Origin of the sequence: Nocardia sp. CA-135953 (assembly GCF_050955735.1) — a bacterium.
GTDB lineage: Bacteria > Actinomycetota > Actinomycetes > Mycobacteriales > Mycobacteriaceae > Nocardia.
The window spans coordinates 4,647,050-4,662,552 of record NZ_CP192082.1 but is presented as its reverse complement, the minus strand read 5'-3'; the positions used below and the strand labels follow the sequence as shown (position 1 = coordinate 4,662,552).

Here is a 15,503-nt window from a genome sequence, read left to right as displayed (position 1 = left end):
GAACCGGTCCGCAGCATGTGGCCGGTTCGTAATGTCGAGGAGATGCCCGAGATGATGTATTGGTACGACCACGACCTCAACGGGTGGAGCTACGCCTGGATGAGCGTCGGGATGGTGTTGTTCTGGGGTCTGCTGATCGCCGCGTTTGTACTGGTGGTTCGTATGATCACCCGTTCCGGTCATCCGGCGTCGACCGGTCCGTCGCCGCAGAGGGCCGAGCATTTGCTCGCGGAGCGCTTCGCTCGCGGCGAGATCGATGAGAAGGAATACGTGAGTCGGCTCGAGACGCTGCACGCCCACGCCGCGCCGCCGGAGTCACGGCGGTGATGAACGGGCTCCCCGAGAGCGGGCCGCCGAAGTCGTCCTGACACCCGTTGTGCTCGACCGCATCGACGAGATCGTGCCTCCGGGAACGGTTTTCGGCGATCGCGACATGGGCAAAACCCCCGATGCGATCGCCGATCCCGCCCTGCGGCGGACCGTCGCATAACCTGCGGACACGAACCAGGTGATGTTCAGAAGAGTCCGCCGCCGGCGTGCAGGGATTGGCCGGTGATCCAGCGGGCGTCTCCGCCCTGGCGGCGGAGCTGGAGGCCCGGGTACCGCGCGCCAACCGCTCGAGGCTCGTTGCGCTGGTCACCGAATCGGTGACCGCTCTCGCCGAGACCCGCTGAATCCGCCGAAGCGCTACCGCTTCGCGTGGTGGCGGCGCCACAAGGTCACGGCCCATCGGTGATCAGCGCCGCGAGCTGCGCGGTTTGCTCCGAGCGCGGTCGCTCACGCGTGACATGCAGGCCTCGCAGTACTGCCAGGAGATCTTCGGCCCCGTCGTGGTGGTCACAAGTTCGAGATCGAGGACGAGGCAATCAGTCTGAGCAACGACACGCGGTGCGGGCTCAACGCGATGCTGTTCACCGAGAACCGCTCCAGGGTGCACCGGATCTCCTCGCGGCTACGCGCCGGCATCGTCTGGGTCACCTGCTTCTTCATCCGCGACCTGCGCACACCCTTCGGTGGTGTCGGCGACTCGGGAATCGGTCGAGAGGGCGGCAACTTCAGCCGCGAATTCTTCACCGAGCCCAGGGTCGTGGTGATGCAGATCGACCGCAGATAGCCGCGAAACCTCGGCTGAGGCCTCGTCGACCGGTTGTGCTCACGCGGTCGACTCGCTGGACTTCAAAATACGGTATACGGTATTCGGGCGAGCGGCGGTTGTAGCCGTTCGATGGAAGGTAACTCACTCATGGCGAGCAATTGGCCGTCACCAAGGTCGGCTCCTCCTTCACCCGCCCGAGCCTTACCTGCACGACCCTCTAGAAATGAGCAATACATGAACAGTCCGGTCCCCTTCGTAGAGCGATACGGCCTGCACAACGATCATCAGCGCGCCGCCGCCGCCCGCTCTCACGAGACCATGAAGCAACACGACATCGAGGTCGTCCGCCTCATCTGGCCCGACCAACACGGTCTCATTCGCGGCAAGGCCCTCACCGTGGACGGTTACCTCGCTGCGCTCCGTTCGGGTGCGGAAGCCACGATCGCGCCGTTCTTCTTCGACACGGCCAACACGATCGCTATCAATCCGTTCACTCCCGACGGTGGGATCGGCGACCCCGAACTCGCCGGGCTGGCGAACATGGTCATGGTCCCCGACCCGGAGACGGTCAGGGTCTTGCCCTGGGCGCCGGACACGGCATGGGTGCTGTGCGACCTGTACACCCGCGACGGCATGCCGTTCCCATATTCGCCGCGTCACATCCTCCGGCGCACCCTGGAACGAGTGCAGCAGGCCGGCTACCGATTCGTCGCCGGCATCGAGATCGAGTGGTACCTGACTCGCATCGTCGACGATATGCTCGCTACCGGCGCGGTCGGCGCGCCGGGCCGGCCCGGTGATCCCGCCGTCGTAGCTCCGCTGAATCGCGGCTACAACCTCATGCTCGAGGGCAATCTGGACGTCGTCGACGACGCGCTGCGTCCGATTCGCCGGGCACTGGTCGATCTCGGCTTGCCGTTGCGCTCGGTCGAGGATGAATGGGCTCCGAGCCAGATCGAGACAACCTTCGACATCCTCGAAGGCGTGGCCGCCGCGGACGCCGCGCTTCTCGCCCGTCAGGCAATCAAGCATGTGGCGCGTCGCAACGGCCACCTGGCCTCCTTCATGTGCACGCCCGGGATCCCCGGCTTCTACGCCAGCGGCTGGCACCTGCACACCTCGCTGGTGGACGCCACCGATGGAACCAACCTCATGGTGCCCGGTGAGGGTGAGCTGCTCTCCGAGCTGGGCCGCCACTACGTGGGCGGAACGCTCGCCCACGCAGCGGCTGCATCGGTCTTCACCACACCGACGGTCAACGGTTACCGACGGCGCCGGCCTTACTCGCTTGCGCCGGATCGGCTGACGTGGGGCGCCGACAACCGTGCCGCGATGGTTCGCGTCATCAGCGCTGCGAACGACCCTGCGTCTCACGTCGAGAACCGCGTAGGCGAGCCCGCTGCCAACCCCTACCTCTACTTCGCCGCACAGGCTGCCGCCGGACTCGACGGCGTGCTCAACAAGATCGAGCCCGGCGAGCCGAGCGTAGACCCCTACGCCGAGGATGCCGAGTCGCTGCCCGGCTCGCTCGAGCAGGCACTGGAGCGGCTCACCGGAGACAGGTTCTACCGCGAAGCGTTCGGCTCGGACTTCGTCGACTACCTGCTGACGATCAAGCAGAGCGAGGTTCAGCGCTACAACGCCCACCTCGCCGAGCACGGGCCGGACGGCGAGTACGCCGCCAACGTCACCGAGTGGGAACATCGTGAGTACTTCGAGCTCTTCTGACTCTCCGACCTGAGGTATCGGCTCGCCGCCTCCTATACTCGCGGTCGTGGGAGGCGTGGACAGGAGTTTCTGCGACAGAGTGGTCGCAGAATTCCCGGCAAAGGGGCCACTCCGCCAAGTGGAGCGCCCGGCCGACCGCAGTCAGTTCATCGTTATCGCCAGCCTCGAGCGCGAGATCACCTGTGCACTGCCGGAGTTCCTGCGGCAAGCCGACCTGAAGTGCGTTCGCGCGAGGCTCCCGGCCTCCGGTTGGTATTCTCGCGCGCGCGCGGCGAACATAGGAGGATTCGGTACAGATGGCGTGGCAACTCGAACCGATCGGCCGCACGAGCGCAAGTCTGGCGGATGTCGCCTACGAACGTATCTCGAACGCGATGATGACTGGTTTATTCGCGCCCGGCGCGCGCCTCGTCATGGACCAGCTCGCCGATCAGCTTGCGATCAGCCGTACTCCCGTGCGGGACGCGCTGTTGCGACTCGAGCGTGAGGGGCTGATCGAGCCGACCGGGCGTCGCGGCTACGTCGTCAGTGCGATCACCGTCGAGGACGTCGAGTGGATCTACGAAGCTCGCGAGGCAGTCGAGGGCTTCTCGGCTCGACGCGTCGCAGAGATGGGGCCCGCGGCCATCGACATCGTTGCTGAAGCGATCGAATCCGTAGGGTCAGCCGGTGGCGGCGACGTCCGAGATGCGTTCAGCGCCAACCTGCGGATCCATCGTGCGCTCGTCGAGGCGACGGGGAATCCTGTAATTCTCGTGCTTTTCGACGATATCTGGCAGCGGGCGCGCGGAATGGCCACATTCGCCGACTACGCCGGGCATGTGAAACCGACCATGTCGGTTCGCGACGAGCACCTCCCACTGCTGGACGCCCTGCGCTCGGGCCCGGACGAGGCGTTCACAGCCTTGCGCGGGCATATCCGCGAGGGACGCACCTCTCACCTCGACTAGGCCTCGCCGACCGGTTGTGCTCGCGAGCCGGCTCGCTGGGCACCATTAGCAAATACGGTATACGGTATACGGACACGCTGCGGTTGCGACCGTTCGACGGAAAGGTAACTCACTCATGGCGAGCAATTGGCGGTCACCAATGCCGGCTCCTCCTTCACCCAGCGAACTGGTTCGGCCTGACGCCGTCCACCGCACCGTCTACACCGACACGGCAATCTTCGATGCCGAACTGGAGCGCATCTTCGGCCAGGTGTGGTTCTACGTCGGCCACGCCAGCGAGATCCCCGAGCCGAACGACTTCGTGACGCGAGACATCGCCCGTCGGCCGATGCTCATGACCCGCAGCCGTAAGGGGGAAATCCACGTTCTCCTGAACCGATGCCGGCACCGTGGAGCCACCGTATGTCGCCGGGAGTCCGGCAAGGCGAGCCGCTTCACCTGCCCCTACCACGGCTGGTCCTATGCAAACTCCGGTGAACTGAATGGTGTGCCCTGGCCGGAGGCGTACGGTCCGGACTTCGACAAGACCCAGCTCCCGCTCCACGGCGCCCGGGTCGAGATCCGGCATGGCTTCGTCTTCGCCTGCCTCAATCCTTCTGCACCGTCGCTGAGTGAGTACCTGGGTGCCGCCGAAGAGATTCTGGAGATGTGGGTCTCCCGCTTCCCCGGCAGCGACCTCGTCGCCCGCAACGGCAAGCACAAGATGGTCGTCCCGGCCAACTGGAAACTGGTGCTCGACAACTCCGTGGACGGCTACCACCCGGCCTTCTCCCACCGATCGCTCCTGCAGATGGCGTCCCGATACGGCGATGGCCGCGACATGTCCTACTTCGCCGACAGCCCCGACAATGGACCGCTCTATATCCAGTCGCTCGGCCACGGTCACAGCCTCTGCGACCAGCGCCCTGCCTACGACGGAGCCGGTTCGTACTTCGCACAACAGCGGCCGGCGCCCGGGCGCGAGTTCATCGAGTCCGAGGCGAAGAAGAACCTCGGCGAGGGTGCCGTCAACGCTCTCGACCTCAGCGTCGGAGCTCAAATGAACTTCACCATCTTCCCCAACTTGCTGCTCATCGGTAACCAGATCCAGGTCCTCGACCCGATCTCGGTCGACCAGACCGTGCTGACCTGGTTCGCCACCACCTCCCCGGAACTGCCGGACTCCATCAACACCCTGCGGATGCGACACCAGGAGGACTTCCCCGCGTTCGGCGAGCCCGACGACCTGGCCAACTTCGCCGAGTGCCAGCGGGGCCTCGCCATCCCCGAAGTGGAGTGGGTCATGACCAACCGGGGCCTCGGCGATATGGACCGGGTCACGATCGAGGGCGAGGTCACCACCGGCCCCGTCACGCACGAACATCCGGCGCGCGGACACTTCGCCTTCTGGCGCGACCTCATGGAAGGACTCTGGCTCAAATGACTGATCTCGGGAACGTCCCGGTTCGGGAGTCGTGGTACTTCACGCCGGAGTTGTACGACCGGCTGCGGTCGGATTCTCGCTGGTGGAGCGAGAACACCCCGGTAAGCAATGGCGCTCTCCGAGCTGAGGCCGAGGCCTTCCTCTTCCTCGAGGCCCGCCTGCTGGACGATGGCAGGTTCGAGGACTGGCTCGACCTGTACTCCGACGACTGCGTCTATTGGGTGCCCAGCCATCCCGGCGGAGGGGACCCGGAAACCGAAGTCTCGATCGCCCTCGACGACCGCCGCCGGCTCGAAGACCGAATCGTCTGGCTTCGCAGTGCCTATATCTGGAGCCAGATCCCGAAGTCACGGACCGTCCGCATGCTCAGCAACGTCGAGGTAGCGCGCGACGGCGAAGACGTGCTGGTCAGATCCAACTTCGTCCTCCACGAGGCGCGAGGACCACGCCACGCCACTCACTTCGGGTGGCTCCACCACCGCATCGCGGCTGCGTCGACCGGCTGGAACGTGCGCGCCAAGCACGTCTATCTCGTCGAGAGTGACCAGCCGCATGAAAACATGTCGATCGTGCTGTGAGGTCGCTGGTGGGATCGCGAGTCATGGGAACAGATCGAGGCCGCGGTCGACTCCGCCGACGCGTGGCGGCTGGGGGATTGCGAGTCGGCCGGTTCGGGCCCTGGCAGCAGCGCCTGCTGCCTACCACCCTGACGCCGAAGTTGTCCAAATACCGCGAGGAGCGGAGGGAAAGCCCACGATGAGAGTGACTGTAGATTTGGATGTCTGCGATGGACACGGTCAGTGTGTCTTCGCCGCACCCGGCATATTCCAGTTCGATGAGGCGGGAGATCTCCTCTACGAGCCGAATCCAGACGACGTCGACCGTGCGGAGATCGAGCTGGCTGCTCGTCTTTGCCCGGTCCAAGCGATCGCATACGACGGATGACGCACAACCTCCATGACGTCGTCGTCGTCGGGACCTCGCTCGCAGGCCTTCGCGCCGCCGAAGGCCTGCGAGCCGGCGGTTACACCGGTCGGCTCCACATGGTCGGCGAAGAACCACACCTTCCCTACAACCGGCCACCGCTGTCGAAGGAGTTCGTGCTCGGGAAGATGCCGGCTACCGAGTTGGCGTTCAAGGGCGCCGATCAGCTCGAGGCGATGTGGCACCTCGCAGACCCTGCCATCGACCTCGACCCGCGGCGTATGACTGTCCACCTCGAGTCGGGACGTTCGGTTGCTTACGACGCCCTCATCATCGCTACCGGTGTGAGACCGCGCTGGCCCGACGCCCTCGCCCGAGGCGTCGGCCGCATCACACTCCGGACCGTCGAGGACGCTTCCCTGTTGGCCGACGGGCTCGCGAGGTCCAGCGGGATCATCGTGATGGGCGCCGGGTTCATCGGCTGCGAGGTCGCAGCCTCCGCCAGCTCGCTTGGGATCAAGACCGCGCTCATCGATCAGTCGCCCGCTCCGCTCGCCGCACTCCTGGGCGATGACGTCGCCTCGACGATCACCGACCTGCACCGAGAGCATGGCGTCGCAACTCACTTTGCCACTCGAGTCGCCGAGGTCCACGGCGACACCCGCGTCGAAGGAGTCACGCTCGCCGACGGGTCGACGGTTGAAGGGGACCTGCTTCTCGTCGGCATCGGGGGACAACCCAGCACCGAATGGCTCGAAGGCAGCGGGGCACTGATCGACAACGGTGTAGTTTGCGACGAGACGCTCAAGGTCCGGTCCGCCGATTGCACCGACCTCGGGCCGGTCTGGGCGGTGGGCGACATTGCGCGGTGGCCGCATCGCAGCTTCGGCGGAGACCTCATGCGCGTTGAGCACTGGACCAACGCAGCGCTCTCAGGACTCTCGGCGGCTCAGGGCGTCCTTGGTAATCCGCAGCCGTACACCGCCTTGCCGGAGTTCTGGTCTGATCAGTACGGCGTCAACATCAGGGGTATCGGCAGGTTCGGAATCGGCTGTGAGATGCGCCTGGAAGAGGGCTCGCCGGCAGCGTATCGGTTCGTCGCGAGCTACTGGCGAGCAGGAAAGCTGTCCGGAGCGTTGAGCTTCGGAATGACCCGTGAACTCGCCAGGTGGCGCCGGAGAATTGGGAAATCCTGATCAGTTGGCGAGCGGGAAGGAATCGACATCCTTCCCGCCGAGACGCTGATCCCGGTGTGCCACGGCATCCAAGTCCGGTAGATGCAGCGGACGGTGGAGACGAAGTGTTCGACGGCGCTGTTGGATGCGTTGGAGAGCAAGGGCTGGTTCGTCGGGATCGGGATTCGGCCGACCGCAGGCTGATCGCGGTCTCACCCACCTCGGCCGGTCGGCGGCGGATCGTCGCGGCGACTGCGGATGTTCGTCGTGCGGAAGAGGATTTTCTCGATGTCCGACCGCAGGAGCACAGGAGTGTTCTGGAGGAAGCTCTCGCTGGGCTGGTGCGGGAGCGTTCGGGCACCGATGTGGACGAATCCGATCGTTCCTGACCGGGGCCCGTTCGGCGCGGGCCCCGTGCCCAGTGGTGTCAGTCGGCTTTCGGCGGTACGTGGCTGAAGGTGCCCACCGATGAACCGCCTTCGATCGCCAGCACCTGACCGGTTACGAAGGAGGCGGCGTCCGACGCCAGCCATGCCGCGGCGTCGGCGACATCGTCGGTTTCGGCGAGGCGGCCCATGGGGATTCGCGCGAGTGCGGAGGCGGCGAACGTAGGGTCGTCGAGCATTGGCTGGGTCCGCTGGGTGCGGACCATCGAGGGCGCGATGGAGTTGATCCGGATACCGTCGCGGCCCATTTCCATCGCGGCGATGCGGGTGACGATCTCCAGCGCTGCCTTGCTGGCGGCGTACGGGGCTACGCGCGGCGCGGGGTTGCGCGTAGAGATCGAGGAGATGTTGATGACGCAGCCGCTTCGCGCCTTGATCATGGCCGGGGCGAGCGCCTTGATCAACCGCAGCGGTGCCCAGAAGTTGAGCGCGAACATCGCGTCCCACAACTCGTCTGGCGCGTCGAGGAGAGGGAAGGGCTTCTGGTCGGGTGCCGCGTTGTTCACAAGGGTGTCGACTCCGTCGTACTGGCGGGCGAGGTCGGCGATCGCTTCGCGGTCCATGAGGTTCACTACGGCGATCTGAGCCTTGCCGCCTTTGTCGACGATGGCATCCCGAGTGGCTGCGAGCCCGGCGGCGTCATCGGCCGCCAAGATCACCTCTGCGCCCAGGTCGGCGAATCGTGTCGCGATGGCCGCGCCGATCCCGCGGCTTCCGCCGGTCACGAGTGCTCGGCGTCCTGCTAGCGCGTCGTCTCGAAACAGTTGAGTCACTGCACGGCCTTCCTATACGTGTCCCGCTCGGGGGACATATATTGAATACTGGTATCCAGGATACTTCGTCGCGATTTCCGTCGGTCGCGACCCGGTCGAAATGATCCATTGCCTGCGTCCTGGGTCCTGGATACACTAGCTCGGAACGGGGAAAGAAGGCGAGAAAGATGAACGTGCACATACCGGAGGCCGAAGCCCGCAGCGCGGGCCTGAACCAGTCGAGGCCGGGTGATAGCGCATGACGGTCACCGGGTTCTCGCACCTGTCTGTTCAGGTGCGAGACATCGACCGAGTCCTGCCGTTTTATCAGGATCTGCTGGGACTGGCGGTCTCGATCGACCGTGAACACTCGTTCTCCGCGCCCGACCGCGACGGCACGCGGATCGACTTCCATCGCCGTGAGGTCTATCTGCGCTGGGAAAACAAGTGGGGAGCCAGCTACATCGCGCTCGGCCAGCACGTCGGCCGGACGCAAGACGGCACGGCAACTCCATTGCAGGGCATCGGGTTCGACCACGTCGCCTTCCTGGTCGCGGATGTCGATGCGGTCGTGCTGAAGGCGAAGGAGATGGGCGTCGAGATCATTACCGGACCGAAGAACAACGACGGACCGGCCAACGCCCACCCCGGCGACGCAACCGTGCGAACCGCCCTGTTCTACGACCCCGAGGGCAACGTCGTGCAGATCGACCAATGGCTCGGCACCGACCCGTCGAATTCCAACCAGGAGACCTCATGACCATCGTCGCCGACCACACTGCCGTGGCCGCAGCCGTGCTCCCGGACCCGGTTCTGCTGATCGGCGCAGACCGCGTGTTCAAGACCGGTTCGGGAACCTTCGATCATGTCGACCCGACCACCGGAGAAGTGCTGGGGCAGATACCCATTGCCGGACAGCAGGAAGTGGACCGGGCCGTTGCGACGGCGAAGGCCGCGTTCCCGGCCTGGCGCCGCATGCCCGCGGATCGGCGCCGCTACCTCATGTTCAAGATCGCCGAAGCGTTGCGCGAACACGAGGACGAACTCAAGCAGATCATGGCGCTGGAAACCGGCGCACCGCTGGCCACGAACCGGCTCGGCATGGCCATCGATCAGTTCGAGTACTACGCGGGGTGGACCGACAAATTCGAGGGTGAGCTGATCACCAGCTATCCCGATCGAGCTTTCGACTACGTCAGCTATGAGCCGTACGGCGTGGTCGGTGCGCTGGTGACGTGGAACGGTCCGGTCATCAACGCCTCGATGAAGATCGCACCGGCGATCGCCGCCGGTAATACCGTCGTGCTGAAGTCGCCGGAACTCGGCCCGTTCGCGCTGATCCGCTTCGGGGAGATCTTGCTCGAGGCCGGACTGCCGGAGGGCGTGGTCAATATCGTCTCCGGTGGGCCGGACACGGGTACCGCGATCATCGCTCATCCGGACGTTCGGAAGGTGTCGTTCACCGGCGGCCCGGCCATTGCGCAGCAGGTCATGACGCTCGCAGCGCAGAGCCTGACACCGGTATGCCTGGAATTGGGTGGCAAGTCGGCGAACATCGTGTTCGACGACGCCGATCTCGGCAACGCCGCGCAGATGGCCGCCTTGATGTCCACCATCGCGTCCTCCGGGCAGGGCTGCCTGTTTCCGACGCGGTTGTTCGTGCAGGACTCGGTGTACGACCAGGTGCTCGAGCAGGCGCGCGCGGTGGCGGAGTCGCCGACGATCGGTGATCCGCTCGCGGCCGCCACGGTGATGGGTCCGGTCATCAGCCAGGGCGCGATCGACCGCATCCTCGGTTATGTCGAGGACGCGCGGAGCGGCTCGGCCCGGTTGATCACCGGCGGTGAGCGTGTCGGAGGAGAGCTCGAACGCGGCAACTTCATCCGGCCGACCGTCTTCGCGGACGTCGACAACAGCAGTCGACTGGCGCAGGAGGAGATCTTCGGCCCGGTACTGGCCGTGTTGCCGTTCTCGACCGAGGAAGAGGTCCTGGCCAAGGCGAACGACACACGCTACGGGCTGGCCGCCTACGTGCACACCCGCGATCTGGTGCGCGCTCACCGGGTGGCCAGTGAACTCGAGGCGGGCTACATCGGCGTGAACAGCTTCCCGTCGATGACCGCCTCCGCGCCGTTCGGCGGAACCAAACATAGCGGATTCGGTCGCGAAGGCGGGCGCGCCGGCATCGAGGAATTCGTGCATCACAAGAACGTCTACATCCCACTCGCTTGATCAACCCTGATCCTTTCCGCATTCGACAAAGGAGTCATTCATGAAGACCAAAGCCGCTGTCCTCTGGGAGGTCGGAAAACCTTGGAGCGTCGAGGAAATCGACGTCGCCGATCCCGGGCCGGGCGAAGTGCTCGTCAAAATGTTCTATGCCGGCCTGTGTCACAGTGACGATCACAACGTCACGGGCGATTTTCCCGGGGAGGCGCCGCTGGTGGGCGGACACGAGGGTGCTGGTGAGGTAGTGGCCGCGGGTCCAGGCGTCGACCGTGTGGCGGTCGGTGACAAGGTGATGTTGCTGGCGACGCCGGCGTGCGGTAAGTGCCGGTTCTGCTCCTCGGGTCGCAGTTACCTGTGCGATGAGAACGCCCACGTCCTGTCCGGACTCCGTCCGGATGGATCGGCCCCCTTCTACTCGGGTGACCGGCCGATCGGCGCTTACGCGCAGCTGGGCACATTCGCGGAGTACACGGTGGTCCGGCAGACGCAGGTGCTGGCGTACGAATCGGATGTCTCCGATGCCAGTGCGGCGATCCTGAGCTGCGGTGTGGTGACGGGCTACGGCGCGACCGTTCGAGCGGCGCAGGTTCGTCCGGGGCAGACCGTGGTGGTGGTCGGCACCGGTGGCGTCGGCATGAGCGCGGTGCAGGGCGCTCGGATCTCGGGAGCGGCCCGCGTGGTGGCGGTCGACCCGCAGGCGTTCAAGCGTGAGCAGGCATTGAAGCTGGGGGCCACCCACGTTGCCGAGTCGATGGACCAGGCGCTCGACCTGGTCCGGGAGCTGACCAGGGGAGTGATGGCCGACGCCGTGGTCATGACCGTCGGCGTGTTGAACGGTGACATGCTGGGCCCGGCGGAGCAGTTGACCGCCAAGGGCGGCAAACTCGTGCTCGCCGCAGTTGCTCGATACGACGACGACCGGCCGCTCCTGCCGCTGAGCGGGTTTCTGCTGTCTGCGAAGTCGCTGATCGGTGTCGTTTTCGGGCTGACCAATTCCGCTGCGGATATCAACGCGATGCTCGACCTGTATCGGGCGGGCATCCTGCGGCTCGACGAGATGGTGACTCGCAAGTACTCCCTGGATGACATCGCGACCGGATACGCGGACATGCACGCTGGCAAGAACCTGCGGGGAGTCATCGAGTTCTGATGCAGCGGGAGCGCGGATCGGGTTGGACAACCGAGACGATTCAGGCCGAGTTCGAGGTTGAAGTAAGCGTCACAGGTCTGGGTAACCAGCGGATGGCAGGTACGCTCTTCTCCCCGCTCACCGATAGGCTCGGAGCCACCCCGGTCGCGCTGGTCGTTGGTCCCGGTGGAACTTACGACAGGTCCTACTGGCATCTGCGGGTGCCGGGGTTGACTGGCTACAGCTTCGCCGATCACGCGGTAGCGCGTGGTGCGATCGTGCTGTCCCCGGACAACCTCAGCCAACCTCGGCCAACCTCGGCACCGGTGCCAGCAGCCGCCCGTCCGACGGGACCGAGATTACGGTCCACAACATGGCGGAGGCTGTGGCGCAGACGGCGTCGGTACTGGGTGAGAAGTTGCGATCCGGTAGTTTGGCGGCGCTACCGCCGTTGCCTGATGTCGGACTGGTCGGCCTCGGCTATTCCCTGGGCGGGCAGATCACTGTGACGGCGCAAGCTCGACACCGGCCGTTCGATCGGATCGTGGTGCTGGGCAGTTCTTTCGTCGGCAATTCCGAGCTCGGCGCCAAGTCGCTGGAGGATGCGGCAGCGGCTCTGAAAGCCATGTCGCTGGAGACCTGGGACAGCGGGTATCTGGAGGTTCCGCGTGAATTGCTCGGGCCGCAGTTTCATGCCGACGACGTCCCTGATGCAGTATTGCGTGCCGAGGAGGCGAGATGCACAGTTCTGCCTCGCGAGGCAGGAATGAGCGCACCCGCCATATTCTCTGGAATCGGCTCCTGGATTGGACGGCGAACCGCTGAACCGGGTTTCGTGTCGCCGATACTCGACAACCGACTCGATGTATCTTGAATCGTGGATTCAAGACAAGATTCTGTGTGGCTGTGCATAGCGTCACCATCGGATCGCCGAGGCGGGTTCCACGGGCTTCGGCGGTAGATTCCGTGACGCTGTGGCGAGTCCATGTTCGTCGAACCCCGGCTGGTATCCTGCATGTAGCAATTAATGGACCGTGGTATCGGATGAGGAGTCGGAAACTTGGCCGACAAAGGACTCGACAAGCTCCCGGTGGGGCTGCTGAACCGCCCTCAGATGAGGCTGGCGGACGAGGTTGCGCACGTGCTGCGCGACCTCATTCTGCGTGGCGAGTTGGAGCCCGGCTCGCAGTTGTTGCAGATTCAGCTCTCCGAGCAGTTGGGTGTCAGCCGCACTCCATTGCGTGAGGCGTTCCGGCTTTTGGAGCGCGACGGTTTGCTGCGAATTTCCAACGGCAACAAGACGGTCGAGGTCGTCGAGGTCGACCGCAAATCCCTCATCGATACCTACGAGATCAGGGAAGTCATCGACGGGCTCGCTGCCCGCTTGGCGGCCCGGCGGGGTCTATCCGACGATTCGAGCGGTCGCATCGGACAGGCGATAGAGCGAATGGTGTCCGCGGCCGAGTCGCCGTTGGATCTGACCCGGTACAGCGAAGCGCACGCTGATTTCCATCTCGCGATCATCGACGCCGCGGGAAATCCTCGGTTGCACGAATTCGAACCGTTGGTTCGAATTTCGACGCAGATGCAACTCACCCGGCATCTCCAGCGAAGCAAGGGTGGATCGAGTTCGGCTGTGCACAATGCCATTCGGGTCGGAAACGAGAACCACAAGAAGATCTTCGACGCCATTGTCAGCGGCGATACATCGGCCGCCGAACGTGCGGCGCAACAGCACATTCGCGCCACGATCGAGCTTTTGGAAAGCCTGGGCACGCGCGCTGAAGCCGATAAAGCCAAGGGGCGTAAAGCGGCTGGCTGAACCATATCCGCACATTCCGCGGCGCGAGGTGTCCGCGGATCGTCCTGGCGCTCTCGCCGAAGGCGCGGCTCGGTGAGTTCGTGCCGTCGCTTCGGTTGTCGACTCGCGGGCAGCCGACTCCAGATCTTCGGTAGAGAGACGCCGGCGAAGTGAAGTAAACCGGCTGCGCGACGACGACGGCAACGAAAGCCGCCTCGGCGACGACCGGGAAGCCCCGATGTATCGCCGCCATGTGTCGGAACATGTTGCCGTGCATCGTATTCGGTGAACGATCGAGCTGCTGGAAAGCGTTGCCGGGCAAAAGGGGCCGCGAAAATCGATCGTTGCGGACTTCGGCGGTCCGTAATAGCCTGGCTCCCAGAAATGAGATCGAGGCCACGTGCGGGAGCGAGCGATGAGGCGATTTGGCGAAGTGACCGTGACGGGGCCGTCGGCCGCACACGCGGACGGCGACGAGGCATGGCTGTGTTCTGCCGTCACCGGTCTTTCCTTGGGGCGCGTGCCTTTGGCGACGGACCGTCAGGTATTGCAGACGGTCGATGCCGCGCGTCGTGCCTCGCTGGATTGGGCGGCAGTGCCCGCGGTCGACAAGCATCTCGCAGTACACCGCGTCATCGAGCAGGTCACTCTGCGACAACCGGAGATCGCTCGACTGCTGGCCGAAGAGGTAGGCGTATCGGTCACCCCGTTGCCTTCGCTGTCCCCAGGCTTCGCCGTCCCTGAATCCCGGGCCAAGGCCGGAGTCTGCGGGGTAGTCGTGACGTGGAACGACCCGTTGGCGGGCACCACGGACCTCATCGTTCCGCTGTTGCTGGCCGGCCGCTCATGTGTGGTGGTGGTCGCACCCGAGATCGCGTTGAGCGGACTGTTGCTCGGCGAGGCCGTGCGGGCCGCTGGGCTGCCGGACGGACTGGTGACGGTGCTTCCCGGTGGTGCCGCCGCAGTCGATGCGCTGCTGGGATCCGCCGTGGAGCACGTGATCGCGAATGGCTACGCCGTTGTGTCCGCGCTCCCGTCGGCACTGCTGTCCGAGGATGCTCCACTCGATGGTTTTCTCGCCGCGCTGCCCTGGTTGTGCCTTGCGGGCAATGGGCAGTACGGACGTGACCGGACGCGTGTTCTGGTGCCCCGCAAGCGATTCGGCGAGATCGTCGATGCCGTGACCGACACGGTCGCCGCGCTGGCGGTCGGTGATCCGCGCGATCCGGATGTGGCAATCGGCCCGGTCCTGGACGATTGGCACGTCGAGGCGCTGGAATCGGCTGTCGCGCAGGCGTGGCGGGCCGGAGCGCGGATCACCCTGGGCGGCACACGGGACCGCACCTGGGACGACGGCTGCTTCCTGGAACCGACAGTCGTGGCGGACCCCGACCCCCTGGGACCTGTCGCCCAACCGCCCGTTCCCGGGCCGTTGGTGGCGTTGCTGCCCTACGACGGCGGCCTCGACGGCGCCCAGCAGTTGGCGCGGCGTGCGGGTTTCTGCATCGACTCCGTGTGGACCGGCGGATCGACTTTCAACCAGTCGCATGCCAGGAAATCGGTCGCGGGGACGACCGCGCGTTCGGCATGACGGGCGGACCACGCGAGAACGATTCCGCCACCACGCTCGGAACGGACGACCGCGACAGCGCGGCGGCGACACGAACGCGTGGTCGGACCGCGACAGTCGGACGGCCCCGCGACCCCGGCATGGAGGCCCGCGTTTTCGAGGCAGCGCGCGCGGTTTTCGCCGAATCCGGTAGCGCCGCATTCGGTTTCAACCAGGTCGCTCGGCGGGCAGGGGTCGGGAAGAACGCCCTGTACCGGCGTTGGTCCTCGCCCGAGGAACT

At 65.2% G+C, this 15,503-nt stretch carries 16 protein-coding genes and 1 pseudogene; 16 read left to right on the top strand and 1 reads right to left on the bottom strand.

Annotated features, from left to right (window positions below):
- The first annotated feature begins 15 nt into the window (after positions 1-15).
- The 9 genes from ACQPXH_RS21465 (at position 16) to ACQPXH_RS21425 (ending at position 7,317) form a co-directional block, all read left to right on the top strand.
- Complete coding sequence (locus ACQPXH_RS21465) at positions 16-327, top strand: SHOCT domain-containing protein (RefSeq protein WP_433598329.1); 312 nt, start codon at positions 16-18, stop codon at positions 325-327.
- Positions 328-536: 209 nt separating this feature from the next.
- Positions 537-674, top strand: coding sequence for a hypothetical protein (locus ACQPXH_RS21460; protein ID WP_433598328.1), 138 nt, complete (start codon positions 537-539; stop codon positions 672-674).
- A 131-nt stretch (positions 675-805) separates the two neighbouring features.
- Complete coding sequence (locus ACQPXH_RS21455) at positions 806-1,114, top strand: aldehyde dehydrogenase family protein (RefSeq protein ID WP_433603528.1); 309 nt, start codon at positions 806-808, stop codon at positions 1,112-1,114.
- A gap of 216 nt (positions 1,115-1,330) precedes the next feature.
- Positions 1,331-2,824 (top strand): glutamine synthetase family protein, encoded by a 1,494-nt coding sequence (locus ACQPXH_RS21450; protein ID WP_433598327.1) that lies wholly within the window; start codon positions 1,331-1,333, stop codon positions 2,822-2,824.
- A gap of 296 nt (positions 2,825-3,120) precedes the next feature.
- Positions 3,121-3,774: a GntR family transcriptional regulator gene (locus ACQPXH_RS21445; protein ID WP_433598326.1), complete on the top strand. Its 654-nt coding sequence runs from the start codon at positions 3,121-3,123 to the stop codon at positions 3,772-3,774.
- Between the two features lie 115 nt (positions 3,775-3,889).
- Positions 3,890-5,197 (top strand): aromatic ring-hydroxylating oxygenase subunit alpha, encoded by a 1,308-nt coding sequence (locus ACQPXH_RS21440; RefSeq protein ID WP_433598325.1) that lies wholly within the window; start codon positions 3,890-3,892, stop codon positions 5,195-5,197.
- A gap of 50 nt (positions 5,198-5,247) precedes the next feature.
- On the top strand, positions 5,248-5,775 hold the full coding sequence (locus ACQPXH_RS21435) for an aromatic-ring-hydroxylating dioxygenase subunit beta (protein ID WP_433598324.1): 528 nt from the start codon (positions 5,248-5,250) through the stop codon (positions 5,773-5,775).
- A complete protein-coding gene (locus ACQPXH_RS21430; protein WP_433598323.1) occupies positions 5,750-6,142 on the top strand; it encodes a ferredoxin in 393 nt (130 codons plus the stop codon). The genes ACQPXH_RS21435 and ACQPXH_RS21430 overlap by 26 nt, the downstream gene beginning before the upstream one ends.
- The gene (locus ACQPXH_RS21425; RefSeq protein ID WP_433598322.1) at positions 6,139-7,317 is read left to right on the top strand and encodes an NAD(P)/FAD-dependent oxidoreductase; all 1,179 of its coding nucleotides are present in this window, start codon (positions 6,139-6,141) and stop codon (positions 7,315-7,317) included. Before ACQPXH_RS21430 ends, ACQPXH_RS21425 begins: the two co-directional genes overlap by 4 nt.
- A 406-nt stretch (positions 7,318-7,723) precedes the next feature.
- On the opposite strand, the gene ACQPXH_RS21420 is transcribed toward ACQPXH_RS21425, so the two are convergent.
- A complete protein-coding gene (locus ACQPXH_RS21420) occupies positions 7,724-8,467 on the bottom strand; it encodes an SDR family NAD(P)-dependent oxidoreductase (RefSeq protein ID WP_433598321.1) in 744 nt (247 codons plus the stop codon).
- 286 nt (positions 8,468-8,753) lie between these two features.
- Here ACQPXH_RS21420 and ACQPXH_RS21415 point away from each other — a divergent pair, with 286 nt between their 5' ends.
- The 7 genes and pseudogenes from ACQPXH_RS21415 to ACQPXH_RS21385 form a co-directional block, all read left to right on the top strand.
- Positions 8,754-9,254, top strand: coding sequence for a VOC family protein (locus ACQPXH_RS21415; RefSeq protein ID WP_433598320.1), 501 nt, complete (start codon positions 8,754-8,756; stop codon positions 9,252-9,254).
- Entirely contained in the window at positions 9,251-10,726 is a 1,476-nt protein-coding gene (locus ACQPXH_RS21410; RefSeq protein ID WP_433598319.1) for an aldehyde dehydrogenase family protein, read from the top strand. The genes ACQPXH_RS21415 and ACQPXH_RS21410 overlap by 4 nt, the downstream gene beginning before the upstream one ends.
- A gap of 40 nt (positions 10,727-10,766) precedes the next feature.
- Positions 10,767-11,873: an NDMA-dependent alcohol dehydrogenase gene (locus ACQPXH_RS21405; protein ID WP_433598318.1), complete on the top strand. Its 1,107-nt coding sequence runs from the start codon at positions 10,767-10,769 to the stop codon at positions 11,871-11,873.
- Positions 11,874-12,285: 412 nt separating this feature from the next.
- Complete coding sequence (locus ACQPXH_RS21400) at positions 12,286-12,726, top strand: hypothetical protein (RefSeq protein ID WP_433598317.1); 441 nt, start codon at positions 12,286-12,288, stop codon at positions 12,724-12,726.
- 186 nt (positions 12,727-12,912) lie between these two features.
- A complete protein-coding gene (locus ACQPXH_RS21395) occupies positions 12,913-13,674 on the top strand; it encodes a GntR family transcriptional regulator (RefSeq protein ID WP_433598316.1) in 762 nt (253 codons plus the stop codon).
- A gap of 412 nt (positions 13,675-14,086) precedes the next feature.
- Positions 14,087-15,244 carry an aldehyde dehydrogenase family protein gene (locus ACQPXH_RS21390; RefSeq protein WP_433598315.1) on the top strand — a complete coding sequence of 386 codons (1,158 nt, stop codon included), beginning with the start codon at positions 14,087-14,089 and terminating at the stop codon, positions 15,242-15,244.
- A pseudogene (locus ACQPXH_RS21385) lies at positions 15,241-15,501 on the top strand (helix-turn-helix domain-containing protein); the annotation flags it as partial. The gene ACQPXH_RS21390 and the pseudogene ACQPXH_RS21385, both read left to right, overlap by 4 nt.
- Positions 15,502-15,503 lie beyond the last annotated feature (2 nt).

Excerpts from the sequence above, each read along its gene's own strand:
- ACQPXH_RS21450 (WP_433598327.1), top strand. The coding sequence starts at position 1,331 with ATGAACAGTCCGGTCCCCTTCGTAGAGCGATACGGCCTGCACAACGAT.
- ACQPXH_RS21410 (WP_433598319.1), top strand. The coding sequence starts at position 9,251 with ATGACCATCGTCGCCGACCACACTGCCGTGGCCGCAGCCGTGCTCCCG.
- ACQPXH_RS21465 (WP_433598329.1), top strand. The coding sequence starts at position 16 with ATGTGGCCGGTTCGTAATGTCGAGGAGATGCCCGAGATGATGTATTGG.
- ACQPXH_RS21415 (WP_433598320.1), top strand. The coding sequence starts at position 8,754 with ATGACGGTCACCGGGTTCTCGCACCTGTCTGTTCAGGTGCGAGACATC.
- ACQPXH_RS21425 (WP_433598322.1), top strand. The coding sequence starts at position 6,139 with ATGACGCACAACCTCCATGACGTCGTCGTCGTCGGGACCTCGCTCGCA.
- ACQPXH_RS21445 (WP_433598326.1), top strand. The coding sequence starts at position 3,121 with ATGGCGTGGCAACTCGAACCGATCGGCCGCACGAGCGCAAGTCTGGCG.
- ACQPXH_RS21440 (WP_433598325.1), top strand. The coding sequence starts at position 3,890 with ATGGCGAGCAATTGGCGGTCACCAATGCCGGCTCCTCCTTCACCCAGC.
- ACQPXH_RS21430 (WP_433598323.1), top strand. The coding sequence starts at position 5,750 with ATGAAAACATGTCGATCGTGCTGTGAGGTCGCTGGTGGGATCGCGAGT.
- ACQPXH_RS21405 (WP_433598318.1), top strand. The coding sequence starts at position 10,767 with ATGAAGACCAAAGCCGCTGTCCTCTGGGAGGTCGGAAAACCTTGGAGC.